Source organism: Chitinophaga vietnamensis (assembly GCF_902167635.1).
Lineage (GTDB): Bacteria > Bacteroidota > Bacteroidia > Chitinophagales > Chitinophagaceae > Chitinophaga > Chitinophaga vietnamensis.
On record NZ_CABHMS010000004.1, the window covers coordinates 374,626 to 401,016 of the forward strand.

Genomic DNA, 26,391 nt, shown 5'->3' on the forward strand with positions numbered 1-26,391 from the left:
ATCGGCATAACCTGCCTTTGCTATTACACTGGTGTGTACATAGATCTGCTTTTCGATTGATGTACCATAAATAAAGACTTAATCTGATAATTTTTAAACTATGACCCAATTTTTCACGTTATTGAAAACGCTGGCCCCGCGCCAGCAGATCATTTATGCTGTTTTTGCTTTGCTGATAGTAGGCGCAACACAGCTTCATGCGAAAGATCCGGCGATGCGGGATCATTCACGAAGTTTATTAATGGACGTACATGGTAAGGTGTTGGATGAGAATGGCGGCCCGGTACCAGGCGTGAGTATAAAAGTAAAGAATGCCAACAAGGCAACAACCACAGATGGCAATGGCATCTTCAGCATTAAAGGCGTTGCTGATGATGCCGTTTTGATGATTTCCTACATAGGCTATGTTACACAGGAGGTAAAAGTTACTTCCACGGAAATGCTGATCAAGCTGGCGCCACAGGTGAAGAAAATGGACGAAGTGGTAGTAGTAGGATACGGAACAACGAAGAAATCTGATCTCACCGGTGCTGTTGGTACGGTTAAGGCAGACGTACTGCAGGAGCGCCCGGGCTCTTCGCTAAACCAGGGCTTATCCGGCCGCGTAACGGGAGTGAATGTGTCGTCGAACTCGGGAAGACCGGGAGGTAGAACTAATATACGTATCCGCGGTTCCAGTTCGCTGAGTGTATCCAATAATCCATTGTATGTAATAGATGGGGTGATATTGAACCCGGTAGATCTGCGGAATGGAAGTACCCCTATTGATTACATCAACCCTAATGATATTGCTTCCATAGAGGTATTGAAAGATGCTTCTTCCACCGCTATCTACGGTGCCCGTGGCGCGAATGGCGTCATCCTCGTTACTACAAAAAGAGGCGCTTCAAATGGAGGGCGCGTTACGTATGATCCGGATTTCAGTATAGGCGTGCTGCCCCGGAAATTGCCCGTGCTCAATTCAAAGGAGTTTCTGGCAGTAGAAGACCTGGCTTATGCCAATGCACAGAAATATGACCCCGTTGGATGGGCAACCGGAACGAAATATGTGGATCCCAAAACCAAACGTACCAATCCCAAATTATTTGACGCACAAGGAAACCCGCTCTACGACACGGATTGGCAGGATGTTGCATTTCAAAAAGCATTCACACAAAATCATCAACTCGGATTTACAGATGGTGATGAGAAGAGAAGTATAGGCGCCTTTTTAAACTATCGTACCCAGGAAGGACTGGCACGTGGATCGTGGCAAGACAGATACGCGGGCCGCCTGGTGTTTGATAGCAAGATAAAAGAATGGCTGAAGGTAGGCGGTACCATGAGCTATACTGATCAGCGGGAAAAGCAGGTAGATCAGTTAGATGGCAGCGGTATTACCATGATGCGCCAGGTGCTGGAAGCATTGCCGCTCATCCCGGTAAAGTATGCCGACGGTTCATGGGCCAGCAACAGGGATTATCCCGGAATGGAAGGTGGCGATAATCCGCTGCGGGTGGCTGCCGACAGACAGTCTATTCTGCATACGCAAACTTTTCTGGGCAACCTGTTTACAAACATACATTTCGCGCCCGGACTGGAATTGAAGTCGATCATCGGGGTCAATATCATCAATCAGAGAGAAGATTATTTTGCTGCAAAAGGATTACGTTATATTTCAGACAACGGAGACGCTTCTGTAAACAATAGCAGGTACAATTCCTGGCAGTTTGAAAATTATCTTACCTACAACAGAGAATTTGCAAAAGTGCATAGCTTGAATGCTATGGCAGGCGTGTCGTGGCAGCATCTCGACCGATTCGATAATTCGGCAATTACCCAGGGCTTCACAGACTCTTATTACAGGTATTATAATCTTGGTGCAGGTTCCAGCCCTCAGCCGCCCACTTCGCTGGGAATTGCCAATGGACTGAATTCTTATTTCGGCCGCGTCAACTACGGCTTCCGCAACCGGTACCTCGTCACTTTTACCGGCCGTATGGACGGTTCTTCAAAATTCGGACGTGATAATCAGTTTGCGTTCTTTCCTTCTGCGGCGCTCGCGTGGAGGGTAACAGAAGAAAACTTTATGAAGAATATTCCTGCGATATCAAATTTAAAACTCCGTGCCAGCTATGGCGCTACCGGTAACTCCGAAATTCCTGCCTACAGAGCATTGGCAGGCTTGGGGAACTACAGTGTGATCTTTGACGGCGCGCGTAATTCAGGCGTAGGTATCGATCGTTTGGCTAACCCCGGTTTACGCTGGGAAAAAACAAAACAGGTTGATGTCGGAATGGAGTTGGGTCTCTTTTCTAACAGACTAAATATCGAATTAGATCTGTACCGCAGAAAAGTAGATGGTATGCTGCTGGATGCTCCATTACCATATACCACCGGGCGTGATAAAATTTTCTCGAATGTGGGAAGTATGGAAAACAAAGGTGTTGAAGTGGGCATTAATTCCACCAACATTAAAACAGATGATTTCTCCTGGATGACCACTTTTAATATTTCTATCAATAAAAACAAAGTACTGGCATTAGCCAATGGCGACATCCTTTCCGGTAACGGGATCATCAGGGTGGGCGAGCCCGTTGGCTCTTTCTTTGGAAGGGTCAGTCTGGGTACATGGAGTACGAAAGAAGCGGACGAGGCAAAGAAATACAATATGCTGCCCGGCGACATCAAGTACAAAGACATCAACAACGATGGCGTCATCAACGATCTGGACAGGGTGATCATTGGCAAAGGCATCCCCGACGGATATGGTACTTTCCTGAATACCTTTCAGTATAAAGGCTGGTCGCTCACCGTAGATCTACAGTTTATGTATGGCAACGATGTACTCGACAGGAGCATACATTCAGCAGAAGACAGGCAGGGTATCGCTAACAGTTACAAAACCGTGCTGAATGCCTGGACGGAAACGAACCAGAATACGCCTATTGCACAAATTCGCCCGATCAGCGCCTATTACACCACCAATAACGATAGCCATAAAGTGACAGACGGATCGTTTATCCGTGGCCGTAATCTGTTATTGGCATATGCATTTCCTTCAAAAACCGTATCTGCATTGAAGCTCAGCCGGCTGAGAGTATATGCCTCCGTTCAGAATTTTTTCCTGGTCACCAAATTTAAAGGATACGATCCTGAAGTTTCCAACTCCAGCTCTCCGTTCGATCAGGGCGTAACGGTATACGACTATCCGAAACCGAGAGTGTTTATGCTGGGGCTTAATATTGGGTTATAGTATTGTGTAATTTTTAATGAGAAAATTATGAAAACAACAATAATAAAATATGGATTGCTGGTATTAACAACAGGAACATTATGTCTGACCGGTTGCCGGAAATTTTTGGATGAATCGGATCCCAGTAATTATACAGAAGATACGTACTTTACAAAACCCGAACATGCCAGGAGCTCTGTCAATGCTATCTATGCAAGTTTACGCGATCCGATGTCCGGCGATTTCAACGGCGCACCCTGGACCATGACGGAATTTGCCACCGGGCAGGCAGCCACAGATCTGGGCCAGGCCGTTAACAGCTATTACATAAAAGATCTGCATAATACAGCTGACAATGCTTACGGAGAAAACTACTGGAGGAATTATTATAAGGGCATCTCCAACGCGAATCTGTCTATCGCTAAAATTCCAAAAATTAATATGGATCAGGCAGAGATGAAAAAGCTCTTGGGCGAAGCTCATTTTTTAAGAGCGTGGTATTATTTTAATTTGGTACAAATGTTTGGTAATATCCCTTTGGTGACTGATCCTATTGATTTAAAATCGGACCAGTTAAGACCCAAACAGGCGCCTCCGGAAGATGTGTACAAATTAATCGTTGATGATCTGACAGCAGCTGAGAGCTCCGGATTGCCGTGGACTGATGCAGGTGGCAGAGTATCCCTCGGCGCCGTGAAATCATTACTCGCCAAGGTGTACCTTACAATGGCCGGATACCCGCTGAAAAAAGGCAATCCGTATTTCGACCTGGCGGCTAAAAAGGCTGCGGAGGTAATAGATTCAAAACAATTTAAACTATTCGACAGCTATTATTCGCTTCATGATCCGGCAAAGAAGAATGTAGAAGAGAACATCTTTATGATCCAGTATAAAACACAGGTTATCCCCGGCACCTGGCAGTCGCTGATCATTCCGTATAACAAAGGGATTTCTGCCTATTCCGCAGAAACCGGAGGTATTTATGCCACCGCTGATTTTGTAAAATCGTACGATCCGGCTGACCTGCGGGCAAAGGAGGGACAGTTCTTTTTCACTAAATTCAGCAGCAGAAGTGATAGAACACAGACGGTACAACTTGGCGGATATTTTCTGTATAAACTTTTCGACGTAACAGCCCAAACCACTACTGCCAACAGTGATCTTAACTGGTCGCTGCTCCGTTATGCTGATGTACTACTGGTATATGCCGAAGCCGCAAATGAAGTGGGAGGGCCAGGAGCAAAAGCTTATGATGCAGTGAACCAGATAAGGACAAGAGCTCAGTTACCCGCACTGGCGGGGCTATCGCAGGATCAGTTTCGTCAGGCAGTATGGCGTGAGCGATGGTATGAGCTGTGTTTTGAGAATGTAACCTGGTTTGATATGGTGCGCCTGCGTAAAGCGTTTAATCTAACCACGAAGGGATTTGATGATTATGTTGGGCATAAGTTTACTTACGGTCCGGTATTAACAGAAAGAGAGCTGTTGTTTCCGATACCGAGCAGGGAGCTGAGGAATAATCCTAATCTGGTGCCCACGAAGGGGTATTGATGGAAAGACGCCGGCAATTACACAAAACCCTTGTAGAATCAGCATTCTACAAGGGTTTTAAATTTCAGTTCCTTATTTTATTGTATTATTGATAGAATTTAAAAATGCTGGCATATGCCCTTCATCCGTTCTTTTTCCGTAAACACCCATTTGCGGCACCCGTTTCCTTATAATGTTCCAGCCGTCAGAAATGCGCAGAACATTAAACTTGATAATAAAGTTACAATTTTCACCGGCGATAATGGAACCGGCAAATCCACTCTGCTGGAGAGTATTGCGCTTAAATTGAATCTTCCATTGATAGCTGGCAATATTAGTAATGGACAAGATTTTCTTGCCGCCAGGCAACTACAGCCATTCCTGCAACTGCAACAAGTCAGGAAACAGCTTCATGGATTCTTTTTCAGGGCGGAAGACTTCAGTGCTTATATTCATCAGTTACGTCAGAAACAACGCGGCGATAATGCATTCCTCACAGATATTATGAAAGACGAAGTAGCGGATAGCGTTATAAAAGAGATAGAGGAGAATATGAACAGCGTTTTAAAAGATATGCGCCGAAACTATGGAGAAAATCTGTTGGCCTTTTCTCACGGTGAAGGCTATCTGAAAATCATACAAACAAAAGTAGGCGATAATGGTATTTTTCTCCTTGATGAACCCGAGGCAGCCCTGTCTCCTTTAAAACAACTATCGCTGATACTGCTCATACGGGAAGCTACGAAGAGTAACAATTCTCAGTTTATAATAGCCACGCATTCGCCGATTATAATGGGAATGCCGGAAGCATTGATTTATGAGATAACGGAAGATGAGATCAGGCAGACTGCTTTTGAAGCTACGGAGCATTATCGGATTACTTATTCATTTTTGTCTAATCCGGAGCTGTATTTGAGGCATTTCTAAAGGGGCGATCATTTTTTTGAAAAACTTTCATTTGATTTATTTATTAGTGCAAGCCGTTTGACCACGCTGATGATTGTTTTTTTATCATAACCATATAACTCATGAAGTTCTTGCTGGGTACCTTGTACAGCGAACGTATCCGGCAGCCCCAGTCGCTTTACGGTAACATGGTAACCCTGCTCCGCTATAAACGCTATCACCGCACTTCCCACACCTCCCGTGATACAACCATCTTCGATAGTGATCACTTTGGAAAACTGTCGGCATACCTCATGTAGTAATGCTTCATCCAGTGGCTTAAAGAATCGGAGATCATAGTGGGCTACGTTTAGTTCATACTCTTCCAGCTCCTCGCAGGCTTCTTTTACATATTGTCCTACCGGGCCAAGGGAAAGAATAGCGATATCCTTACCGGCTCTGATCTTTCTTCCTCTTCCTATTTTCAGTTTTCTGAAATCTGAAGATACAGGCGTTGATGCTCCCTGCCCCTTGGGATAACGAATGGCAAATGGTCCGTTTCCCTTGCTGGCCTGCGCTGTAAAGAGAAGATTCCTGAAGTCTTCCAGGTCCATGGGGGATGCACCGATGATGTCAGGTATACATCTTAGAAAGGCAATATCAAATGCGCCGTGATGTGTGGGCCCATCCTGGCCTACGACACCCGCCCGGTCAATACACAATATGACGTTCAACTTTTGCAGCGCTACGTCGTGAATGATCTGGTCATAGGCACGTTGTAAAAAAGTGGAGTATATTGTGCAAAAAGGTATCATTCCATCAGCAAGACCAGCCGAAAAAGTAACTGCATGTTGCTCGGTAATGCCCACGTCAAAAACACGTTCAGGCATTTCTTTCTTCATCCTGCTTAGCGCGCTGCCCGACAACATCGCAGGCGTTACCGCCATAATCCTTGCGTTTCTTTTTGCCAGTTCAATTAAGGTATCACCGAATACTGCCTGGAAAGTGATAGCCTTATTTGCAACTCTCTCCGCATCCAGTGTGGCGCCGGTAAATTTGTCGAATTTTTTTGGCGCATGCCATTTCTCCTTGTCGGTCATAGCTGGCGCAAAACCTTTTCCTTTGGTCGTTACACAATGCAATAGTTTAGGTCCGGGTATATGCTTCAGTTTTTCCAATACATGGATCAGCTTTTTAAGATCATGGCCGTCAACAGGGCCAAAATAACGGATATTCAGCGCTTCGAAAAGATTACTGTAGCGCAACAGTCCTCCCTTCATGATTTTCCGGAGCTTCCGTACCACATCCACAGGCCATTTGTCTGGCTGCCCGGGATGTGATAACAACTTCTTAATATGCGACTTTAACACATTATAATGCTTACCGGTAGTGAGTTCCGTAAGGTAGTTCTGTAAAGCACCGGTATTGGCATCGATCGACATATTATTATCGTTCAGTATTACCAACATGTTTGGCTGTTCATAACCGGCATTATTCAATGCCTCAAACGCCAGCCCTGCCGTCATAGCCCCGTCACCGATTACAGCAATATGCTGGCGTGTATTTTCACCGCTGTATCTGGCTGCACAGGCCATGCCCAATATGGCCGAAATAGATGTGGAAGAATGACCAGTTCTTAAGGCATCGAATTCACTCTCTTCCCTGCTTGGGAAACCGCTGATACCACCCAGTAATCTGTTGGAATAAAACCTGTTCTTCCTCCCCGTCAGTAATTTATGCGGATACGCCTGGTGACCAACATCCCAGACAAGTTTGTCTTCCGGCGTATTAAATACGTAATGCAGTGCCACCGTAAGTTCAACAACCCCGAGGCTGGAACTGAAATGTCCTCCATTTGAGGCAACATGATCAATTAAATAAGACCTCAGTTCCTCGCAAAGGCCATCCAGAGATGAAATGGGTAGACTCCGCAGATCATCTGGTGTATCAATATTATATTTTCCGGGCATCCAGCTTTCTTTCCGGCAAATTTAAATCGCTTACATTTACAATACAGATACAGAGTATGTATAAATTACCAGTACAGATATGAAGGTGTATAAATTCGAGGCCTTTACCAACGCTATTGAAAAAAACATACGTGAGGGCGTTTTCAAACCCGGGCATAAACTACCATCTGTCCGTGATCTGAAAGAGCAATATCAAACAAGCATCAGCACTATACAGCATGGATATGAGCATCTGGTAGCCAGCGGATTGGTGGAGAGCATACCCAAATCGGGGTATTATGTCAGTAACAGACCCAACTTGCCGAATCAGCAGGAGAAGGCCAAACACCGGCCGGTAGCCAGGGACGCTATTTTCAAACATCATCTTGGACTTACGACCTCGCTGAAAGCAGGACGCAAATTCTCAGAGTTTAATGTAGCGGCTCCCGGCGATCTGTTAATACCTCAAAAATTACTGCTCCGTACCATGCAACAGGTGATCAGAGAGCAAGGCGCCGCTTTGCTACGATACTACCATTCAAATGGATCAACGGAATTAAAAGAGAATATTTTAAAAAAAGCAGCTATTCACCAAACCATTATCAATCCCGATGAACTGCTTATTACAGATGGCGCATTACAGGCACTACACATCGCTTTAGCTGCAGTATGTAATGCGGGCGACGTGATAGCTGTTGAAAGTCCTTGTGTATTTTCCGTGCTGGAAGTGATAAGAGTCCTCCGTCTCAGAGTTATCGAAGTTCCGGTTGATCCCTATACCGGATTTGATGTTGACTTCCTGAGAAAGGCCTGCCGTAACAATGCTATTAAAGCCGTCATCGTAACGCCCAATTTCCATAATCCTACCGGGATACTATTGACCGATGAGCAAAAGCTGGCACTGCTATCTGTTGCACATCAATATAATGTTGCGCTGATCGAGAATGATGTTTATGGAGATCTGAACTTCCACGGCCACCGGCCTTCCATCATAAAAAGATTTGATGATAGCGGGCTGGTGTTATCTTACTCGTCTTATGCAAAAACACTGGCACCGGGCATAAGGGTTGGCTGGCTGGCAGCAGGGAAATTTATGCAACGCGCAGAGCAGATCAAGTTTGCATTGGGCAGTACCGTCTCGCCGTTGTACCAGGAAACTGTCAATCGCTTGTTAGCCGGCAACAGTTATGACCGCCATCTCCGTTCATTCAGAATGCAGCTGGCAAAGAATGCACACTTTGCCATTAATTTGTTATCCGCTCATTTTCCGGAAAAGACTGCTATCCTCAGACCTTCTGGCGGATACAATATCTGGGTGAAGATGCCAGATGATACAGATATGGCTCACTTCTATGATCAATGCGAAAAAATCGGAGTAAGGTTTACGCCAGGTTACACCTTCTCGTTTTCAGGAGCCTTCGATAAACATTTCAGGATAGTCTTTGCGGATAAATTTTCTCCCAAAAGGATAGAGGCCATCCGGCTGGCCGGACGGCGGGCGCGATAACATCTGTACTGCTTATAATTTCAAATTGTGTACAGCCTGTGATTCGGGGAAGCATGATAGATTTGCCTGTATAATTACGACAGGATATGAACATCATCACGAAATTTACAGTGGTTACAAAACAGGGAATGGAAGCGCTTTTGTTGCTAACAAAAGAACTGGCCACAGAGAAGTATTCAACCCTCCTCAAACAAAAAATATTAGACAACTATATCTTCAGAAACTTTAATGAACAGGCCCTGGTTGCTGAAGTTAACAGTATATCCAATCAGTGGCTGATAGTGTATGTTGATGACCAACCTGCAGGATATGCATGTATCACGTCTAAGGGTAAACGGCCAGCGCCCCTGGAAGGCAGGCGGGCTGTCCGCATCATGGATTTCGGTGTGTTAAAAAAATATCCGGCGCCTGCTGTTAAAGATGCGCTGCTCGAAAAATGCCTTGCCGTTTGTAAATCATATGATAGTGTATGGATAACTGAATATGCTGATAATCCCCTGATTGAGCTTTTTGAAAACAAAGGATTCGCCAGGCAACATACAACCGGCCAACTGGATGAATTACCATTAGCCGCGGTGTGTTTGATCTCACAAAAGTTATTAGTGCCTTGATCATCGCTCAACAGAAATGCAAATGGAATTGAGTAATGAAATCACAGCCGTCAGGGGGGATAACGTTAAACAGCGCAAAACCTCTATGTTGCCCGTATTGGTTATTTCGCTGGCTACTTTTGTCATATTTTTTCAGGGATTGATGGTGGCCCCTTTGCTGCCTATGTTATCGGGATATTTCAAGACAACGGTCAGGCATGCAAGTTTTATAGAACCTTCCTACCTGCTGGGTTATGGCCTTTTTACACTGTTCTACGCTCCTTTAAGCGACAGGCTGGGAAGATTTAAGGTCATCATTTTATCCTTGCTGTTGTTTACCATGCTAACGCTAGCCACTACAATTGTTGATGACATCAACCAGATGATCCTCTTACGGTTGCTTACAGGAATGGGTGCAGCCGGTGTAGCGCCAACCACTATTAGCTGGATCAGCGATACCTATCCTTACGAACGAAGAGGACATGCACTCGGCATTTTCTTTGGCTGCATGGCAGGCGGTACCGCCCTTGGTTCCAGCGTTGGGGCGCTGTCTTCTTCATTGATTGGCTGGAGATGGCTATTTGTGGGCGTTGCAGCAGCCGGTTTGGTTATTTCGCTCATGATCATCGTATGGAGACATTGGTTATTTGATACAGCGGAGAAGGTTATCAATAATCAGAAGGATATCCTGGCAACCTTCCGCACTATCCTCTCGCAAAAACGGGCCAGGTGGGGTTATAGTTATGTAATGTTCAACGGTATGTTTCACAGCGGGGTCTTCGCGTGGTTGGGATACTTTTTCTATAAAAATTATGGATTGAATGAAATGCAGATTGGTCTGGCTTTACTCGGCTATGGCATTCCCGGGCTATTGCTGGGGCCTTTTCTGGGAAAACTGGCAGACCGCTATGGCAGGAGTAAAATCATACCATTGGGCATTTTCGTTGGGTCGTTAGCGGTGCTGCTGCTTAGTCAGCGATTCAGCCTGGCGGCTTCGTGCTTGCTGGTTACTCTTTTATCACTGGGCTTTGATCTTTCGCATCCGTTGTTTGCAGCGATCATTACCACTTATAGTGCCAACAAGGGCGCTGCAACGGGGCTCTTTGCCTTTTTCCTGTTTCTTGGATACGGACTTGGCAGTTTAGTATTGAGCCTGATCGTCAACATCGGACTGGAAAAAGCCTTTCAGTTATATGGCATGTGCGCACTTATTGCGGGCGCAGTAGCAGTGTTTGTTTTCAGAAAAGAAAGGTAAATATTTGACTCCAAAAACAGACCTCGTAACCAACGCGAGGTTTGAAACTTTTAGCTTAGGAGTGGCTACCACCAAGGTGTTAATCATTTGGGTGTTTCAGTGCGTAATGACAGTATTAACTTTTAATCGAATCACCATCTGCCACCGCTTTACTCAGCATTTCCACAAAAGGCAGTGCCTTGCAACATATTTTGATTTCTGAAGCGACCCTGCCAGTTTTTGGACACAATATGCTTGGCCAGTATACCGTGTACCGTGGAAATGTTTTCTCTGTCAGGAATATGATCTTTCGCAAATTGGTAGGCAAGATATAGGTCATCGATTTTTCTGGTATAATCTGGCGGGAATTCAATACCAAACCTTTTATGTTTTATATAAGAATCTAATTCAATGGGTTCTCCCTCGATCTTGCTGGAATAAACAGATGCAACGGAAGTGTAGAAACTAAAGTCTGCTGTTGATAATTCAGCATCTTCCAATTTTGAGAAAGCCGCCGATAGTTTCTTTGCATCAACTTTATTACTAAAGCTTTCCAGCAAATCATCTTGAAGCGGGTAGGTCCTCATAAACAGAAATATAACGATTCTTCAACAAACAAAAAAGGCACCGCTCCCGCGATGCCTCTAATTTCTTCAGAACGCCAGTTCTGATAAGTACCCCAGATGGGAGTTCATTTGAACCACTTTTCCATGTGGCTGATTTTGTTTTGCAGCTTTATGAAGAGAAGAATATTCTATAGCAGTTTTCATGTAGAGCGAGAATATATATGCGTCCAGTTATATATACTATCGTAGGCGGCTAAGTATGACGAAGAAGAATCTTTCTGTGTCGGAAGCCAAACGAAATATCATCCGTATCGGAATTGAGAAATTATTGAACAGCATCGACCTGCCGGAAACAAATTTGTTTCACTGGGATGTCTCCCAGCACGGCAGTCCGCAGGACGCAGCGCATTTACTTCGTGAGAGGTGGAGGCTGCCGAAAGGAAAAGTTGATAACCTTACTAAAGTAATAGAGGATAACGGTATTATCATTGTTCCTTTTGATTTTGGTGGAGATAAAATCGACGGTATCAGCCAGTATACCGAGAAAAACCATCCACTTATTTTTGTCAACAACAAATTAAGCCCTGACCGTTACCGGCTCACAATAGCCCACGAACTCGGGCATCTTATCCTGCATTTTAGAAATCCGATTGCGGAAGATCGTGATGTGGAAGCGGAGGCATTCATGTTTGCCAGCGAGCTGCTTGTTCCAGCAGATGACTTTAGAAAAAGTTTTGAATATCTGGATTTCAAGGTACTTACCAATTTGAAGTTATATTGGAAAGTATCTATGGCAGCGCTGGTAATGAAGGCAAAGCACATAGGAAGCATAACGGAAAATCAAGCAAAGTACCTGTCTGCGCAGCCATCGGCTCTGGGATATAAACTGCAGGAACCCCCTGAACTCAGTCCGCTGAGGGAGTATCCTATGTTGATAAAGGAAATTCTGCAAGTATACAGAGAACAGTTGGGATATACTGCTGAGGAAATGGGCAGTCTTTTACACCTGCACTATACTGACTTTCAGAATTATTTTAATCTGGATACAGGTAGGCTACGAGTAGTGAGAGGTGCGCATAGTTGATTCTCTGATTTAAGATTTTGCTGCCGGTCTATCCATATGGATTGACCGGCAGTTTTTTTGTTTTCCGGATAAGAGGGCTTGGTGAGCAGGCGCTCTTTATACGGAAAGGTCTGTTTTTTATACAGGTATTTAATATTGGGCGAAGGGGCCTTAGATTTCTTTGTAAATAAAAAAGAATATCATTATATTTATCAAGGTTTTAAACCTGCTTTCGTCCACATTGTATGAACATTAAACCCATATATTTAACCTATACCTGGACCTTCTTCTTTTTCTTCCACAGTTCAGGATATGCGCAGTTGCCGGGAGTTGGTAATTTGAACTTACCGGCCACCCCACAGTTTAAGCCGCTTGCACCCATTTCCGTCTTGTCTAATAATGGAAACCAGATCAATGAATCAACGATGCGGATAATGAATGAAGTTGATCATTTTAAAAGCCGGGAAGATCGGAGGTTACTTGTCGAAGAATGCCTGCGGGATTTCAATGAAGAAAATGAAAGATCGAAAGTACCCGTCTCCGGAGTATACAGGATTGATTTGGGATACAAAACCGCTTTAAATGAGCTGGAAACAATGGAAACATTACCGGACAGTATGTTTTCTATTACGGATGCAGTTTATAAAGTAGAAAACGCTTTTTTTGATCAGAAGCTCCCTTACGATAGATTTAAAGCCCTAATACAGTTTCGTGCTGGCCTTTGTAAGAATCTACTTAGGAAGGAAAAACTTGATAGCACTGATAATTTATCTAAGAACTATGTTATACAGAAATTATTTACAGATACCTTAATATACAATAATTCGGCTACAAGGCAGCGCAGAAAAATTCCTCCTTTGAAGTATGATTTTGAGGATTATAAAGGAGAAGAGCACTGGGAAAATATGTTTGTGAGTAAATTATTGCTAACGGGAAGAGGGCAATGCCATTCAATGCCATTAATGTATTTAATGGTTGCAGAAGCGCTTGGGGCCAGCGCGTATCTGTCTTTAGCTCCTGAGCATTCTTATATTCAGTTTCCCGGACCGAGTGGCAGGAATTTTAACTTTGAGACTACAAGTGGGATATTGGTGTCGAATAGTTGGCTGATGCAGTCTGGCTTTATAAATACGGCAGCAATAAAACAGGGGACCTATATGAATACGCTGGATAGGAAAAGATTATTGGCGTACATGATCATGGATTTGACACTAGGGTATTTACACAAATATGGATTTGATAGTTTTGTTGCTGAATCAATCAAAAAAGTTAAGCGAATGGACCCTGACAATCTCAATATGCTTCTGTTGGAGAGTAATTTGCTTACACAGCAAACAATGACCATGATTAAAAATGCCGGAAGTCCACCCCCTGATAAACTTCCTCAATACCCAACGTTATACACACAGTATAAGAAGATGCTGGCATCTTATGATAAGGTTGATGATCTTGGCTTTCAAGCCATGCCGAAAGAAGCATATCAGGCATGGTTGAAATCAGTTAATAAAGAAAGAGAAAAACAACTGAATGGAGAATTGAAAAGAAGTTTACATCTGCAATTAAATAATAAGTCAATCAAATTGACACCAAAGAATTAAATGTATGAAGCCATTTATCTCTATTCTACTACTTTGCATTATGTGTAGCGTCTGTATGGCACAGGAGAATCCATTTAAGACAATTGGCAGAAAATCGAAGGTTCATAGTCTTTCCAAAGACCATGTTGAAACTTTCGATAATGATAGCATCCAACGTATCGGAACCGTGCTGATGAACATCCGGACAAAAGAAATTGTTTTACTTTTAGACAGTGATAGTGTTTTTAGAGCCAGTAGTGACAATTCCTCAGCCAGCAGATGGTATAGTATAGATCCACTGGCAGATAAGTTTTCGTCCTGGAGTCCATATCATTTCACCTACAATAACCCTATTTCATTTATCGACCCTGATGGCAGAGCTGCAGAATGGGTGCCGGAAGTGCAAATTAATAAAGATAAGAAAGGAAATGAGACCGGTGGGCAGATAGTGGTTCGGATGGAGAAGGGGGATAATGCTCAGACCCTTTCAAAATATCTTGGTGTTGATCAGAAGAAGGCTGATCAATTAATGAGTACAATGGGTAAAGATGGTACAATAGCATTGACAAATGATATTCCTGGTGTTGCTGCGATTAACGCATCTATTAATGACATGGTGACAAATTCTGATAACTATTCTCATAATATTTTTACAGCCAATAATTTATTTGAGACAAATTACAATTGTTGGACTTGTGCATTAGCTATTACACAAGGAGAAACGCCGGGCTTTTCGACCTTTACATCAGAGTCTCAGTTTGTAAACGACATTCAGAATAATTATGTAAACGTCTCAGGTAACCCATCAAGTTTTAAGTTTGGTCAAACTGCTATTTCATTTGGTTATAAGGAAGATTTTGGATATGGTGCGACGAAAATTGTTCATGGAGCGGTATACCTCGGAACCAGCAAAGATGGGACACAATATGTTTGGACAAAAGATGGTAAGTGGTATCCTCCTAGAGTAGCTACATTGAATGAGACAGTGAGCAAGTATGAACCGGTGATGGGGGTAAACGGTGAGAAGGGGAAAGGATATTATAACCCGAGGAAATAAAAAATGTTATTATGAAGATTTTAAAGGTTCTGTTAGTTGTCATTCTTACTCTTCTTTCAATCGGGAGTATTTACTACCTTTTTTCAGAAGGTGGTGCAGGTAGGCTTACAAATTGGATAACGATATTAATTCCCATGTTTTTTATCCTTGTGATTCTAAAAAGGAACAAAATACTTTGGCTTATATCTATATTGGTGGTGATCTGGGCTATAGTAGACGTTTTCTACTATGGTAGTTACAGTGCCACGGCTCCCACAATGGAGTTTACCCGGATGATTAGTGAAAACACAGAAATTTCATGGATAAAACGGCCGCTTAATATTTTTTCCGTTTTGTTCTATCCCATTGTATTAATAGTGCTGTTGCTGCCATCTGTACGTAAAAAGTACCTAAACCATGATTAAGAAGATTCAGATAATCCTTTTCAGTATAGTTGTTTCCCCGATTTTATTATACGGCCAGGACGTAACAGAAAGAAGAGCAAATTTTGATACGGCTTTTTTGGTTATTAAAAAACTCGTTGAAGAAGATCAGCCAAAAACATTTAAGAAAGCTGTTTTTATTACGGAATATGCTTTCATGGGCAGGCAAATTGATTATAAAAAATTTGACGATTACATATACCATTTAACGTTTCTATGCCAAAAATTTGCTGACGTTAATCCTTTAACAGGATACAATTATCCTGACAGCCTTAATTTACAAAATAACTATGCCGTATTTAAATTGATGAAAGATACAATACGGACGCTGACAAGGGGCAAGATTGACGTGATAAATTACCCGTACACCTATAACTTCGACGATTTTTTTGGACACCAGGACTGGACCAATATGTTTGTTTCTAAGTTACTGGTAACTCACAAGGGAAACTGCCATAGCCTTCCTTATCTGTATAAAATCCTGTGTGATGAGCAAGAGGCGACATGCTGGCTTGCAATGGCTCCCAACCATCTCTATATCAAGAATCGTTGTAAAAAAAGTGGTTGGTATAACACAGAATTGACATCTGGTGATTTTCCAATTGATGCTTGGATTTCTTCATCTGGGTATATACCAATCGAGGCAATTAGAAGTGGCATCTATATGGATACACTAAGTAATAGGCAGGCAATTGCGCTGTGTGCAATAGATCTCGCAAAAGGCTATGAGCGTTTGATTAAAGACTATGATGACGGATTTATGATTAAATGTTGTGATTTAGCTCTTCAGTACCATCCGCAGAATGCACAGGCGTTATTGTTAAAAGCTGAAGTGCTGAAACGTATTTATACAAAACGCCTTCAGCTGAACAATAAACCGGATGATGAACTATTCGGCCAAATGAAGGCTGTATATAGCAAACTTGTGGATCTTGGTTATAGAGAAATGCCGGAAGAGATGTATGTTAATTGGCTTAATTCTGTAAGTAAAGAGAGAAGTAAGTATACTAACCATAAATTATTAAGTGATCTAAAAGGAACCAATTAGTATAACATTTGAGCCGGTCGCCAATATTGGCCCGGCAGTTTGTTATCATGCCTTCCGGACGATTAAGGATTCAAGAGCAGGGTCATTTATTATCCTCTCCAATTCCGCGTTGATAATGTCTTGCACGTCCTGTTTAATCTGCAAAAAATTCTGCTGGACTATATTGTTATCAAGGTTCCTGACTACGGGCAGCTCTTTATATTTATCATGCTCTTTCTTCAGGGCGGCCGGGTCATTCTGTACCCGGCAGTGAAATACCTTCTGTTTTATCTCCTGACCGGGATTGTCGGCAACGATACCGACGAACTCCCCGGAGGACAGCCCGGATATTGTGGAAGCAGGTACTGCAAGGTCCAGCTGCTGAGAATGATTAACAGAGGTATCGGAGCTATTGACGGTAATGCTGGAACGGTCCTGCATGATCTTGCCTATCCGTTCGCTCATCTGTTTGGCAGTATCACCGGAAACCTGCCCGCTGATGATATTGCCGCATAGGTTCATCAGCACATCCGCCATTTCCCGGGAATAATCTTTCCTTACCTGGTCCAGGTTCTGGATGACAATGGTAGTTGCTATGAGATTTGATCTGCCAGTACCGACCAGGGCATCTATACCGTTTACTGTCAAAGTGGGGAACTCCTCGAAGTTCACACCGCACTTGATTTTCCCCTTTTTATTGATCTGCTTTATCAGCCGATTTATATATAAGGACAATACGGCGCCATATACGGTCTGCTTCTGTGGGTTGTTTCCCATGCAGAGTATTTGCGGGGCATCGGGGTTATTGATATCCAGGCTGAGGTCCGAGCCGGAAAGCACAAAATAGAGTTCAGGAGATGACAGGCGGGCCATCGCAATCTTGGCGGCAGCTATCTGTCCTTCCAATTGCTCCATTACGTCCTGCTCGAAGGCGGTAATGAAGGGAGAGACGAGTAGTTCCAGTTCCCTGTCTTTCTCACAACGCAGTACTGTAAAGAGCTTTGAGTATTCTACCTGCATCATTTCCACGACGTGGGGCAGGGTGCAGAACTCCCCATTACGGTACTTCCGGAGATACCATATAATGGCGGTGACGAAAATAATTGGACTTTCTATGAAGAAGTCGCCACTGCGCTGCAACCACGTCCTGTTAAGGCCCAGCAGGATGGTGCGGGCGCTTTCTGCGGCGTCGGTGATATCGGTCATGCCCGCCGGCTCCAACGGGTTACACCTGGCAGTCCGGCTGAGATCTTCAAAGATGATGGCGTTGAACTGGGGAGGAACTTTATACCTGTGCTTATACCTGAGAAAGTGATTATAGGCGATCTGTGACAGGTCCGGGAACTTATAGTCATATATAAACTGGGCATATCCCTTTTCAATCTGCTGTTTGATGATGTTTTCCAGAATGTACCAGGTCTTACCGCTACCGGGCTGGCCGCACACCAGGCAGCCTCGCATAGGGTTGATCAGGTTTATCCAGGATTTGCGGGTACGGGCTTTGAGCTGATAGGTGGCGGGGATATTGATGGAAAACTCATTGGTGAGCAGGCGCTCTTCCTGCGGGAAGGACTGGCTTTCCTTATTGAAGATATCAGCACGGTTGATCTTCAGTTTCAGGACGCGGGATAGCAGGGTACCGCCGGTTAAGATGAGGATATAACCTGCCGCGGTGATACCTATATATAAGGTACCCCGTGTGAGGGCGTCGGTCGGCAGCAGGAAAATGAGATAGCTGATGAAGTATAGCAACAGGCCGCAGGTCATATATGACAGCGCGGCACCATACTTTATCTTTTCATCCTTGCGGCCCTGAGCTCCCAGCAGGGTGATGCCCAGGAAGTCCAGGGCAATCAGCTTGGATTTATGGAAATAAGAAAAAAGACCTGTTTTGGAAATGTTTTCCAGCAGCCGGTCGGTGATCTCGGCTGTCCAGTGCCAGGCGTGAAAGGCACCATAACAATAATAATAAAAGTGCATGACCAGCACGACAATGCTGATCAAGCGGGTAAGGTCCAGGATCTTCCGCAGACCCTGCTCGTTTTCTCCTGTGCGCATTTTCCAATTCCTCCATTTCCCTTCTGCACAAGCGCATGGGTACTTTAATCGTCAACAGATGGGCGTTTCCGCCTCTTTTTCCCCTTATGGTGTTCCGGTCCCTGAAAATTATATTCAGGCTGAAACAGTTGTTCAACAAGGTTACCGACTATAGCTACCGGTAACGTATTAGTGGTATGAGCTGCATCAATCTTATGCAAGCTGTTATCAGGGGCCTGCCCGGCTTCCGCTGCCGCAGGTTTTTGCGGGGCGGTATTTTGCCGCTGGTGTGCAGCCTGAGAAGGGCGCTGGGCTTCCTGGTCCGGTGAAGTGCATCTTTTCTGCAGGCCGGCAGCGCTGTATTGTTTGCCCAGGTCGCTGCCGTTAAAGACACACCGGGTCCGGTGGTCAATGAAAGTGATACCGTAAAGCTGGCCGGCGGCGCTCTGCCTCCTGACGGTGGCAATACCCTCTTTTTCCAGGGCAGTGATCAGCTGGGGAAGGGAGAGGGGCTGTTTTCCGGCAAGCGTCCAGTCTATAGCCGTTTTCAGCCGCACCGCATGGCCTTCTTTTAGCGGCTGGTTTTTCTGAAACTGATTTTCCAGGTAGGCCAGCGTGGGTTTGCTGTGAATGGAGCTGGCTTTGATGGGAACGCCTACCTTATTGCCATGATCATCCAGGATACGGTACAGAAGCCCGCCTTTCTGAAAGATGCGGGAATCCTCCTTTCCCCGGTCTGCTGCTACATTATAGAGGCGTAGAATGGCATTCAGCTCTGGTAAAGAGCTATATTTATAGGTCTTCAGCACAGCATCCAGCACATTAGTAATACTTCTTTTGGTTTCCGTTCGCCCATAGATCACCTTCTGCGCACTTACCGGCTGAATGTTCTGCTGCTGGCGCCGTTGGTCTTCGGCCCGCACAAGCCCATAGCGTGATTCAATGACTTTGCGAGCGGGTTCGGACTTGTCCCTGCCGATATTGTGCAATGGAATACGGCGGCCTGTTGCCTGTATGCAGGAGGTAACAATATGGATATGAGGGTGGCCGGCGTCAAAATGTTCATAAACCAGGTAGGGTTGTTTGGCAAAGCCAATGCGCTCCATGTAGTCATCAGCTATGCCGGCCAGCTTTTCAACGGAGAAGGTTTCTGTTGGATGGAAGTTGAGGGAGATATGAACCGTTTTGTTGGCTGTCCGCTGGTTGAGTGCATGGAGGTGCTCAAAGCGGTCCAGCTTATCATAGAAGTTCATATCCTCTTTTTCCTGCAGGAAATTACCGGCATGTATCAGCCGCGCGTTTCCTTCCTTCACTTTATTCTCGTTATAGTTGAGTACCCGTAGGATACTTTTAGGCGTTTTTATCTTTGCAACCATTGCTGATAGATTTGGTTCATACGCTGGTTTATCTCAGCTACCTTTTGTAGCAGCTCCTGCTGCTGTCTTTCATATGAGAGAATCCCGGCCAGGTATTCGGGTTGTTCGCGCAGGGTATGCAGCTTTTTAACAGCCTGGTTAAAGTTGTTGCCGATGGCGCGTAGCTCATTTTTCATAGTGATTAGCTCTGTCAAAAGGTCATCGGCAGACTGATTACGGTGCTTCACCGTAACGGGCATACGAAGTAAAACTGCCCTGACATATTCGCTTAACTTGCGGCAGGTGGTCGCCTGATAAAGCTGAAATATCTGCCGGTATTCTGCCGGCTTCACCCGTATGCTAATCCACTTTCTTTCCTTAATGTTCATAAGTATCCTGTTCTTTTCTTGAAGAAATTCCGAGTTCCGAGGAATTGAGAAATACACCGCTGCCGACTTCGGAGGCGTGCGGCGAGATTCCGTTGTGCAACAACGGTACATCTCGCCGGGTGCCATCAATGGTACCCTGGAGCGGTGCCTTCCGGATGTAAAAGGCGCCTTGGATTTAGGTACCTGCCAGCCGACGATGATAAACCTGGAAGGAGGTAGCGGGTGATTTTATTTCTGTCCCCATCATCGGAAAAAAATGAGCGAGATAAAGAAAGATGATGGGTGGCGGTATCCATCGCGATGCATCTACATTGATATTGCGGTACTGAAAAACTGGCAGCCAGATCACCAATGGGCCGGCCTGGGATAGAAACAGATATGCTGTAACTGATCATCATACATCTACATTTTCAAATTTCATCAATCAGTATTTATTGCTGCAAAGCTAATGTTGCACAAGGGTTCAGCAAATACCTGTGTCTATTCTATACGGGCTACGTATATTGGTTTACGTTAGTTTTGTATCATATTCGTTAATCAAAAATCAAATGCGATGGATGGAAATGTGCAAACCTTCAATGAGGCCATTGCTGCCGGATATGAGCCAAGCGATTATCTGTTTGATACAGCCCACCTGCCTATCGGAACAGTTCGTGCTTTCCTGGATTTCAAAATATGGACGAAAACCGGCACAGGTATTACGTGCTTTTTCCGGGAAGCAGAAACAGAAAAGAAATTCCGGTTGACAGTATTTCGGAGGAAGGGGAGTGATGCCTATAAGCTCGCTGACGCTCGCATAGATTTCAGGAATTGCCCGGTCGATGTGCTGTATGAGCTGACCGCTGATAAGAACAGCAATGGCAATGTAGTGCTACGGACGGCAGGAGTGGTGGAAACAGGGGAGCAGCGTATAAGTCTGGAGCCATAGGCTTCCGGAGATAGATTGGTTTCGTAGTTTCAGTTATAGGTAAAGTGTTCCGGGTATTCCTGCCCGGATTTTTTATTGTAGTTCAGGTGGTGTGAGGTTTGAGGCTACCTGCTTCTGAAATATCCTCAACGGCCTGTCCCGAAGGGCAGGCCGTTTTTATACAAAAACAGCGCTTTAAAGGATTCGAGCAGGAAAAAAAGCAGTGGGGAGCATCGCTCCCCCTGTTTTGATCAATTGAAGATTAATGCTTCCATTCCTTTGCTGGCAAATGCTTCACAGAGATTAAATGCAGCCTGAGTACGCAGCTGTGCGGTGCCATTTATAATGGAGTTTAGTTTCATTTCCTGGTTCTTGTACGTTCGTACATTTTGAAAGTAGCCACTGACAGCATTATATGCACCGAATACGGTGCCGCGTGTGGTATCTGTCTGTTGTGTGCTGTTGCTCATAGCATACTGATAGGCATCTTCAACAATGTTGTTAAAAGCGGCGGACAGATCATCCCTTCTATCGGCTTGTAGTTTCTGCAATACTTCTTTGTTCGGTACCATCGCCAGCTGAATAAGTTTTTTTACCTCGGGGTCGGTGATCCTGACTTTTGCCCAGTGGTTAAAAACCTCCTCCAGTCGTATAGATAGTTTGTTGACAAGGCCCATTACCCTGTGGGCCTGCGCTAGTCGCTCCTTTGCGCTTCCGGTGTGTCTGATTCTTATACTGTTGGAATGGTGACGCATGGCGGCATTCAGCGTATTGTTGCAAACGATGCGTATAGGCGTAAATGCTGCTGTGATGCTTCCCAAGCCGTTATGAGAAGTAGTAAGAAACAGGTATTGCTCTATCAGGTCATCATTTCCCACGCGGATATACCGGGGAAGTTTGGCGGTAATAAATATGCGTTCTCCCGCACCAAGTGCCCCGGCAGTTTCATAAAGAATGCCGTCGCCACTAACGATGGAGTCAAAGAAAGAAAAGGCATCTGTGTTTTGCACCACCTTGTAATCTTTGCCCACAACACCCAGCACGGCCTCGTTATCTGTACGTACGGTGGCGTAGTAGTTAGGCACTTCAATTTCAGGGATGATAATACTGAAATCTTCGTCCTGCCTTTTTAAACTGTTCGCGCATTTTTCGCTATCGTAGGTAAATAATGGGCGTTTTTCCACAAGGTAGTCAAGCCCTGCAAATTTGATGGCTTCTTCGCTGGTAGGGTAATCCTCTACGACTTGCCCCAGCCCGTGCCATGCCTTCTGTTGTACAGAAAAGAAACTATGTTTGCCAGTTTGTTCGTTGAAAAAAATATTATGTGCCATACAATAACCCAATATTAATTTATAGGCCGCAGGAGGGGAAACTGCGGTAAAAAGTGAAAGGTTTTATCCGCCCGGATACCGGGCGGATATAAATGCTAAAACGGCAGATCGTCGGTAGCCGTTACAGAGGTAGTATTGTCGGTAGTAGGCGTATTGGCCTGGCTGCTCTTCATCTTGTGAATCCTTACAGTGTTAACACGGAAAGTGATTTTGGCGCGCGCTTCGCCTGCAACAGAATAAGCGTTTACACCCAGCCTGCCACTTAGCTGTACCAGTGTGCCTTTTTTCAACAGGTCGGCAACTTTGGTACTAATCCAATAGGAACAGGATACGTAAGTAGTGGTCTTTTTTATTTCTGTGCTACCTTTGGGACGATAGTATTCATTAATTGCAATATTGAAATTTACTACCTGTTTATTGTCTGTAACCTTTGCTATTATTGCATCTGCAGTTAATCTTCCAATGATTTCCATAACTGTAATTTTTTGACGTGAATAAAAATGATGTTTTGTTCAATCTCCTATAAGTGTTAACTGTTCTGGGTTTACACGATTTGGATAACTGGTGTGGCTGTGCTTTTTGATCAGGAACCATACTGTTATGTCTTCGTTCAGGAGGATAGCCCATGCAGAGAAAAGGGCTTTAGACCTTGATATATGGCGTTCGCGCTGAATCCGCCATGATAGCCGCATCAAGCGGGAAAGATGATTTTGTTTCATGTCGTCTTTTTTAGAATGAAGAATATTTAAGGCTCGGCGCCCTGCCTGCCATACAACCGTAGCGACCAGCCAAAGTGCCATGAAGGAGGGAGAAAGTTTGAGGAAAAAAAATACGACCGCGGTCCATTGAAGAAATCATCATGAACGTGGTGGAGATTTTTTTTGCTCAACCGCAGGCCAGCCGTAGCGGAGCGGAGGCGCAGACTTTCGTACGAGCTGAATGGTACTTTATCTTTCGGAGGGGAGAATGAGTAGATATCCCAGGTCTTCAGAAACCAGGAAAGAGAATGATCTATAGTAGATATTAGGTTGAACGGAGCGTCGCAACGGGTGTTATATAGAATGATCAACTGATCTCCAAAATTGGAGCAGGTAGGCAACAATCAATGGTTCTGTAAGAACTGCATGAATGACTTTCTGCTGAATCAATGAAAAAGGGCTCCAGGAAAGGAGCCCTTATGATATAAAAGTAAAACGAATTTCGTATGTGCCTGAAATGGGCTATCTATTTAAGTTTGCTTGCGGCTTCCTTAATTAATGTACCCCACTCATTCACACTATCATCGGGCAATGTGTATAATGATTTTTCAGGCTCACGTATTACGTCCCCTCTTGAACTCACAATCAGTTTATGGCGTTCACCATCCTCAGTTGTTACTACACCAAGGAAGTAGACTTTCCAAGTATACTTTTTTGAATCATCACAGGTAGATGTGCTCAGGATTCTGCGGAAATCAGATACAGATATCTCTGCACCTTGTAAACTGTCTATAACATTCCACGTCAGGTCGGGCAGGTATTTTGCGTACGGCCATCTATAGATTTTGAATGACTTCGCTTTCTCCCAATTAATACATTGCGTGTCTTGCGGCATCTTGGCCGGAGCGCAGGAAAGTTGTAACGCAAGGACAACAAATAGAATTTTCATGATATCAAATTTAATTACAAAAACCAACATTCGCGGGAGATTGTCCGTGGAAATCTTTGGATGTCATTTTCCCTTGTATGGGCAAGTTCCGCAAATCTTCTCCGAGATCACCTGGGTCGGGGCCTTCACCAGCTGGCCATATGCCACTAGTGCGAGGCACTTTTAAGCCAGCACTATTTAGCGCATCGATAGCTGTAGATGTGCAGTTGTTGCTATTCAAATTGTAAGATTTGGAGCCCAGATTCATAAACCCTCCGAGAATACTAAAAAAAGTATTGGCATCAACCGTGAAGGTTACGGAAACATCATAGTCGGTAGATGCATCATCACCGAATACCCCGGCAGACATGAAGTTAAGCGGAGTTACATTTCCCGCAGGATAAAAACCGATGGTCCTGGTTATCGTAGTGCTATTCCTGTAATAAGCCTGACTGAATGTAATAAAAGTGTGTCCTACAGTAAAGTCATTTTTGAGCACAACTGGATAGCTCACATTACCATTCTGATCTGATATTACAGCCCTTGTGCCTGGCTTCGGCTGTTTCACGCATAATTTCACTGTGTATCCTGCTAACCCTGTACTGGTGAAACATTTTGTGAAGTCAGTAAAATTAATTATATTTTTGGGTGGAGGAGGTGTCACCAGTGTCACATTGGTGAGATCAAGAATTACACCCGAATGTGAGCCGGCAGTGGGCTCACCTGGCGATGAGCTTCCTGGATCTGTGCCGTCTGGAATGTCCATGCACTGGACGGTGGTATAGTTGTACTGACAACCATAGCTGACACCGCCAATGTAAGTACATTGATACCAGTCAGTTTCAGTACAAACAGTTTGCCCCCTTGCTGTGCCGTTGGCAACAGTACCGGTATTTACAGAGGTATGAAGAACGGAACCATTCTTTAGTATATAACTGGTTTTGTACATTCCCTTCTCATCAAAAACAAAAAGATCTCTTTGCAGTTGCGGTGATGAACCTGAAAACATGAAGAGGCGTTCCATAATAATACCACCGCTATCATCTTTTTGGAAAAGGAGGAAATGGTTGACGGATCTGTATGCAGTATCAGAAGACTGCTGGACACGTAACCGTATTTCAGGAATTGGAACCAGAATAACCTTTGCGCCTTGGTACGTTCTTTCTTTGGCAAGGCTCCAGTCTACTTTTTTAGTTACTACCGGAGCTTTGGGAAATGTACCAGGTGTGGTGTCCGGTGATAGTTTCTCAAAATATGCTCGTGCATCCGTTACAGTGATAGGTGTCCCTGGCGCAGCAGGAGAATTATCTTTTTTACAGGACGACCAGCTACAGGCCAGAATGAAAATGAGAATAAATGCAATATAGTTTTTCATAGCTTTGAGGTTTTCAGCAAATTACCTTCTTGACAAGCAGCGCAGATTGACATGTGTCAATTATATATAAGTATCTGTATGTGAAATGATTGAACCTGCTTTTTATAACCCGATATAACCATATTCTAAAATGAACCCACATTTTGAGCCACTTCTCGAATACCTGAATTCAATATATCCTCTTTCGGAGCAACTGCGCCAGGATTTGGCAGAACGGCTTATTTACCGAAAATATTCCAAAAAAGAACTTGTGCTACGTGAAGGAGAAATCAACAACTACATATACTTTGTAAAAAGTGGAACACTGCGTGCATACTATGAGAAAGATGGCGAAGATATGACCAGCTGGCTTATGACAGCAGGTGATGTGATCATCTCTGTGTACAGCTTCTTCACCAGGAAACCAAGCTCGGAGTGCATCGAAACACTGAAGGAAAGTGAATTGGTCTTCATGCATTACGATGATCTCAACAGGATATACAATAAACACGTAGAATTTAATGTCGTTGGCCGAAAGCTCACCGAGTACTATTATATGAAAAGCGAAGAACGTGCCTTCTTTATGCGGAGAAGCCGGGCTATTGAGCGGTACGAGTTTTTGGAGAAGAATTATCCTCAGATCATACTGGAAGTTCCTGGCAAGTACATCGCTTCTTATTTAGGTATGACGATTGAAACGTTATCGCGTATACGAAATTCCAGGATTAATTGACGGTTGTCAATTTGATGTAAATAATACCATTTTAATTT

At 44.2% G+C, this 26,391-nt stretch carries 22 protein-coding genes; 12 read left to right on the forward strand and 10 right to left on the reverse strand.

The genetic code is table 11. The annotated features are described in order from the left end of the window. The first annotated feature begins 100 nt into the window (after positions 1-100). The 3 genes from FPG75_RS12710 (at position 101) to FPG75_RS12720 (ending at position 5,671) form a co-directional block, all read left to right on the forward strand. Entirely contained in the window at positions 101-3,235 is a 3,135-nt protein-coding gene (locus FPG75_RS12710) for a SusC/RagA family TonB-linked outer membrane protein (RefSeq protein WP_143307234.1), read from the forward strand. Positions 3,236-3,262: 27 nt separating this feature from the next. Then, a complete protein-coding gene (locus FPG75_RS12715; RefSeq protein ID WP_143307235.1) occupies positions 3,263-4,765 on the forward strand; it encodes a RagB/SusD family nutrient uptake outer membrane protein in 1,503 nt (500 codons plus the stop codon). 114 nt (positions 4,766-4,879) lie between these two features. After that, positions 4,880-5,671 carry an AAA family ATPase gene (locus FPG75_RS12720; protein ID WP_143307236.1) on the forward strand — a complete coding sequence of 264 codons (792 nt, stop codon included), beginning with the start codon at positions 4,880-4,882 and terminating at the stop codon, positions 5,669-5,671. An 8-nt stretch (positions 5,672-5,679) separates the two neighbouring features. On the opposite strand, the gene dxs is transcribed toward FPG75_RS12720, so the two are convergent. Continuing rightward, on the reverse strand, positions 5,680-7,599 hold the full coding sequence (dxs, locus tag FPG75_RS12725) for a 1-deoxy-D-xylulose-5-phosphate synthase (RefSeq protein ID WP_143307237.1): 1,920 nt from the start codon (positions 7,597-7,599) through the stop codon (positions 5,680-5,682). A 79-nt stretch (positions 7,600-7,678) separates the two neighbouring features. On the opposite strand from dxs, the gene FPG75_RS12730 reads away from it, so the two are divergent. The 3 genes from FPG75_RS12730 to FPG75_RS12740 all read left to right on the forward strand — a co-directional run bounded on the left by FPG75_RS12730 (position 7,679) and on the right by FPG75_RS12740 (position 10,930). Further along, entirely contained in the window at positions 7,679-9,085 is a 1,407-nt protein-coding gene (locus tag FPG75_RS12730; RefSeq protein ID WP_143307238.1) for an aminotransferase-like domain-containing protein, read from the forward strand. 86 nt (positions 9,086-9,171) lie between these two features. Continuing rightward, positions 9,172-9,696 (forward strand): N-acetyltransferase, encoded by a 525-nt coding sequence (locus tag FPG75_RS12735; RefSeq protein WP_143307239.1) that lies wholly within the window; start codon positions 9,172-9,174, stop codon positions 9,694-9,696. Positions 9,697-9,718: 22 nt separating this feature from the next. Next, positions 9,719-10,930, forward strand: a complete 1,212-nt coding sequence (locus tag FPG75_RS12740; protein ID WP_143307240.1) for an MFS transporter — start codon at positions 9,719-9,721, stop codon at positions 10,928-10,930. A gap of 149 nt (positions 10,931-11,079) precedes the next feature. Here FPG75_RS12740 and FPG75_RS12745 read toward each other — a convergent pair whose 3' ends face one another. Further along, positions 11,080-11,496, reverse strand: coding sequence for a Fic family protein (locus tag FPG75_RS12745; RefSeq protein WP_143307241.1), 417 nt, complete (start codon positions 11,494-11,496; stop codon positions 11,080-11,082). Positions 11,497-11,734: 238 nt separating this feature from the next. Between FPG75_RS12745 and FPG75_RS12750 the strand changes: the two genes are divergently transcribed. The 4 genes from FPG75_RS12750 (at position 11,735) to FPG75_RS12765 (ending at position 16,642) form a co-directional block, all read left to right on the forward strand. After that, entirely contained in the window at positions 11,735-12,559 is an 825-nt protein-coding gene (locus FPG75_RS12750) for an ImmA/IrrE family metallo-endopeptidase (RefSeq protein WP_143307242.1), read from the forward strand. Positions 12,560-12,783: 224 nt separating this feature from the next. Then, complete coding sequence (locus FPG75_RS12755) at positions 12,784-14,136, forward strand: hypothetical protein (RefSeq protein ID WP_143307243.1); 1,353 nt, start codon at positions 12,784-12,786, stop codon at positions 14,134-14,136. A gap of 4 nt (positions 14,137-14,140) precedes the next feature. Further along, complete coding sequence (locus FPG75_RS12760) at positions 14,141-15,172, forward strand: hypothetical protein (RefSeq protein ID WP_143307244.1); 1,032 nt, start codon at positions 14,141-14,143, stop codon at positions 15,170-15,172. A 396-nt stretch (positions 15,173-15,568) separates the two neighbouring features. Then, a complete protein-coding gene (locus FPG75_RS12765) occupies positions 15,569-16,642 on the forward strand; it encodes a hypothetical protein (protein ID WP_143307245.1) in 1,074 nt (357 codons plus the stop codon). 45 nt (positions 16,643-16,687) lie between these two features. Here the strand turns inward: FPG75_RS12765 and mobC are convergent, their stop codons facing one another. Genes mobC through FPG75_RS12780 form a run of 3 tightly spaced genes read right to left on the reverse strand, consistent with a single transcriptional unit; the run spans position 16,688 to position 20,402 of the window. Next, the gene (mobC, locus tag FPG75_RS12770; protein WP_143307246.1) at positions 16,688-18,679 is read right to left on the reverse strand and encodes a conjugal transfer protein MobC; all 1,992 of its coding nucleotides are present in this window, start codon (positions 18,677-18,679) and stop codon (positions 16,688-16,690) included. Between the two features lie 44 nt (positions 18,680-18,723). Then, complete coding sequence (locus FPG75_RS12775) at positions 18,724-20,034, reverse strand: relaxase/mobilization nuclease domain-containing protein (RefSeq protein ID WP_143307247.1); 1,311 nt, start codon at positions 20,032-20,034, stop codon at positions 18,724-18,726. Then, positions 20,019-20,402 carry a plasmid mobilization protein gene (locus FPG75_RS12780; RefSeq protein WP_143307248.1) on the reverse strand — a complete coding sequence of 128 codons (384 nt, stop codon included), beginning with the start codon at positions 20,400-20,402 and terminating at the stop codon, positions 20,019-20,021. Before FPG75_RS12780 ends, FPG75_RS12775 begins: the two co-directional genes overlap by 16 nt. Before the next feature lie 553 nt (positions 20,403-20,955). Here FPG75_RS12780 and FPG75_RS12785 point away from each other — a divergent pair. Next, complete coding sequence (locus FPG75_RS12785; RefSeq protein ID WP_143307249.1) at positions 20,956-21,330, forward strand: hypothetical protein; 375 nt, start codon at positions 20,956-20,958, stop codon at positions 21,328-21,330. A 230-nt stretch (positions 21,331-21,560) separates the two neighbouring features. Here the strand turns inward: FPG75_RS12785 and FPG75_RS12790 are convergent, their stop codons facing one another. The 5 genes from FPG75_RS12790 to FPG75_RS12810 all read right to left on the reverse strand — a co-directional run bounded on the left by FPG75_RS12790 (position 21,561) and on the right by FPG75_RS12810 (position 25,641). Next, a complete protein-coding gene (locus FPG75_RS12790; RefSeq protein WP_143307250.1) occupies positions 21,561-22,640 on the reverse strand; it encodes a DUF932 domain-containing protein in 1,080 nt (359 codons plus the stop codon). A gap of 95 nt (positions 22,641-22,735) precedes the next feature. Then, positions 22,736-23,113 carry a single-stranded DNA-binding protein gene (locus FPG75_RS12795; RefSeq protein WP_143307251.1) on the reverse strand — a complete coding sequence of 126 codons (378 nt, stop codon included), beginning with the start codon at positions 23,111-23,113 and terminating at the stop codon, positions 22,736-22,738. Positions 23,114-23,152: 39 nt separating this feature from the next. Next, on the reverse strand, positions 23,153-23,440 hold the full coding sequence (locus tag FPG75_RS12800) for a hypothetical protein (protein WP_143307252.1): 288 nt from the start codon (positions 23,438-23,440) through the stop codon (positions 23,153-23,155). Between the two features lie 424 nt (positions 23,441-23,864). Continuing rightward, positions 23,865-24,287, reverse strand: coding sequence for a hypothetical protein (locus FPG75_RS12805; protein ID WP_143307253.1), 423 nt, complete (start codon positions 24,285-24,287; stop codon positions 23,865-23,867). Between the two features lie 10 nt (positions 24,288-24,297). Further along, positions 24,298-25,641 (reverse strand): hypothetical protein, encoded by a 1,344-nt coding sequence (locus FPG75_RS12810; RefSeq protein WP_143307254.1) that lies wholly within the window; start codon positions 25,639-25,641, stop codon positions 24,298-24,300. A 130-nt stretch (positions 25,642-25,771) separates the two neighbouring features. Here FPG75_RS12810 and FPG75_RS12815 point away from each other — a divergent pair, with 130 nt between their 5' ends. After that, positions 25,772-26,353: a Crp/Fnr family transcriptional regulator gene (locus FPG75_RS12815; RefSeq protein WP_143307255.1), complete on the forward strand. Its 582-nt coding sequence runs from the start codon at positions 25,772-25,774 to the stop codon at positions 26,351-26,353. Positions 26,354-26,391 lie beyond the last annotated feature (38 nt).

Bases quoted from the DNA above. Each gene is read 5' to 3' on its own strand.
- FPG75_RS12740 (WP_143307240.1), top strand. From the start codon at position 9,719: ATGGAATTGAGTAATGAAATCACAGCCGTCAGGGGGGATAACGTTAAA.
- FPG75_RS12805 (WP_143307253.1), bottom strand. From the start codon at position 24,287: ATGAAAATTCTATTTGTTGTCCTTGCGTTACAACTTTCCTGCGCTCCG.
- FPG75_RS12730 (WP_143307238.1), top strand. From the start codon at position 7,679: ATGAAGGTGTATAAATTCGAGGCCTTTACCAACGCTATTGAAAAAAAC.
- FPG75_RS12745 (WP_143307241.1), bottom strand. From the start codon at position 11,496: ATGAGGACCTACCCGCTTCAAGATGATTTGCTGGAAAGCTTTAGTAAT.
- FPG75_RS12800 (WP_143307252.1), bottom strand. From the start codon at position 23,440: ATGGCACTTTGGCTGGTCGCTACGGTTGTATGGCAGGCAGGGCGCCGA.
- FPG75_RS12810 (WP_143307254.1), bottom strand. From the start codon at position 25,641: ATGAAAAACTATATTGCATTTATTCTCATTTTCATTCTGGCCTGTAGC.
- mobC (WP_143307246.1), bottom strand. From the start codon at position 18,679: ATGCGCACAGGAGAAAACGAGCAGGGTCTGCGGAAGATCCTGGACCTT.
- FPG75_RS12755 (WP_143307243.1), top strand. From the start codon at position 12,784: ATGAACATTAAACCCATATATTTAACCTATACCTGGACCTTCTTCTTT.
- FPG75_RS12765 (WP_143307245.1), top strand. From the start codon at position 15,569: ATGATTAAGAAGATTCAGATAATCCTTTTCAGTATAGTTGTTTCCCCG.
- FPG75_RS12780 (WP_143307248.1), bottom strand. From the start codon at position 20,402: ATGAACATTAAGGAAAGAAAGTGGATTAGCATACGGGTGAAGCCGGCA.
- dxs (WP_143307237.1), bottom strand. From the start codon at position 7,599: ATGCCCGGAAAATATAATATTGATACACCAGATGATCTGCGGAGTCTA.
- FPG75_RS12720 (WP_143307236.1), top strand. From the start codon at position 4,880: ATGCCCTTCATCCGTTCTTTTTCCGTAAACACCCATTTGCGGCACCCG.
- FPG75_RS12775 (WP_143307247.1), bottom strand. From the start codon at position 20,034: ATGGTTGCAAAGATAAAAACGCCTAAAAGTATCCTACGGGTACTCAAC.
- FPG75_RS12715 (WP_143307235.1), top strand. From the start codon at position 3,263: ATGAAAACAACAATAATAAAATATGGATTGCTGGTATTAACAACAGGA.
- FPG75_RS12785 (WP_143307249.1), top strand. From the start codon at position 20,956: ATGGATGGAAATGTGCAAACCTTCAATGAGGCCATTGCTGCCGGATAT.
- FPG75_RS12735 (WP_143307239.1), top strand. From the start codon at position 9,172: ATGAACATCATCACGAAATTTACAGTGGTTACAAAACAGGGAATGGAA.
- FPG75_RS12815 (WP_143307255.1), top strand. From the start codon at position 25,772: ATGAACCCACATTTTGAGCCACTTCTCGAATACCTGAATTCAATATAT.
- FPG75_RS12750 (WP_143307242.1), top strand. From the start codon at position 11,735: ATGACGAAGAAGAATCTTTCTGTGTCGGAAGCCAAACGAAATATCATC.
- FPG75_RS12790 (WP_143307250.1), bottom strand. From the start codon at position 22,640: ATGGCACATAATATTTTTTTCAACGAACAAACTGGCAAACATAGTTTC.
- FPG75_RS12760 (WP_143307244.1), top strand. From the start codon at position 14,141: ATGAAGCCATTTATCTCTATTCTACTACTTTGCATTATGTGTAGCGTC.
- FPG75_RS12795 (WP_143307251.1), bottom strand. From the start codon at position 23,113: ATGGAAATCATTGGAAGATTAACTGCAGATGCAATAATAGCAAAGGTT.
- FPG75_RS12710 (WP_143307234.1), top strand. From the start codon at position 101: ATGACCCAATTTTTCACGTTATTGAAAACGCTGGCCCCGCGCCAGCAG.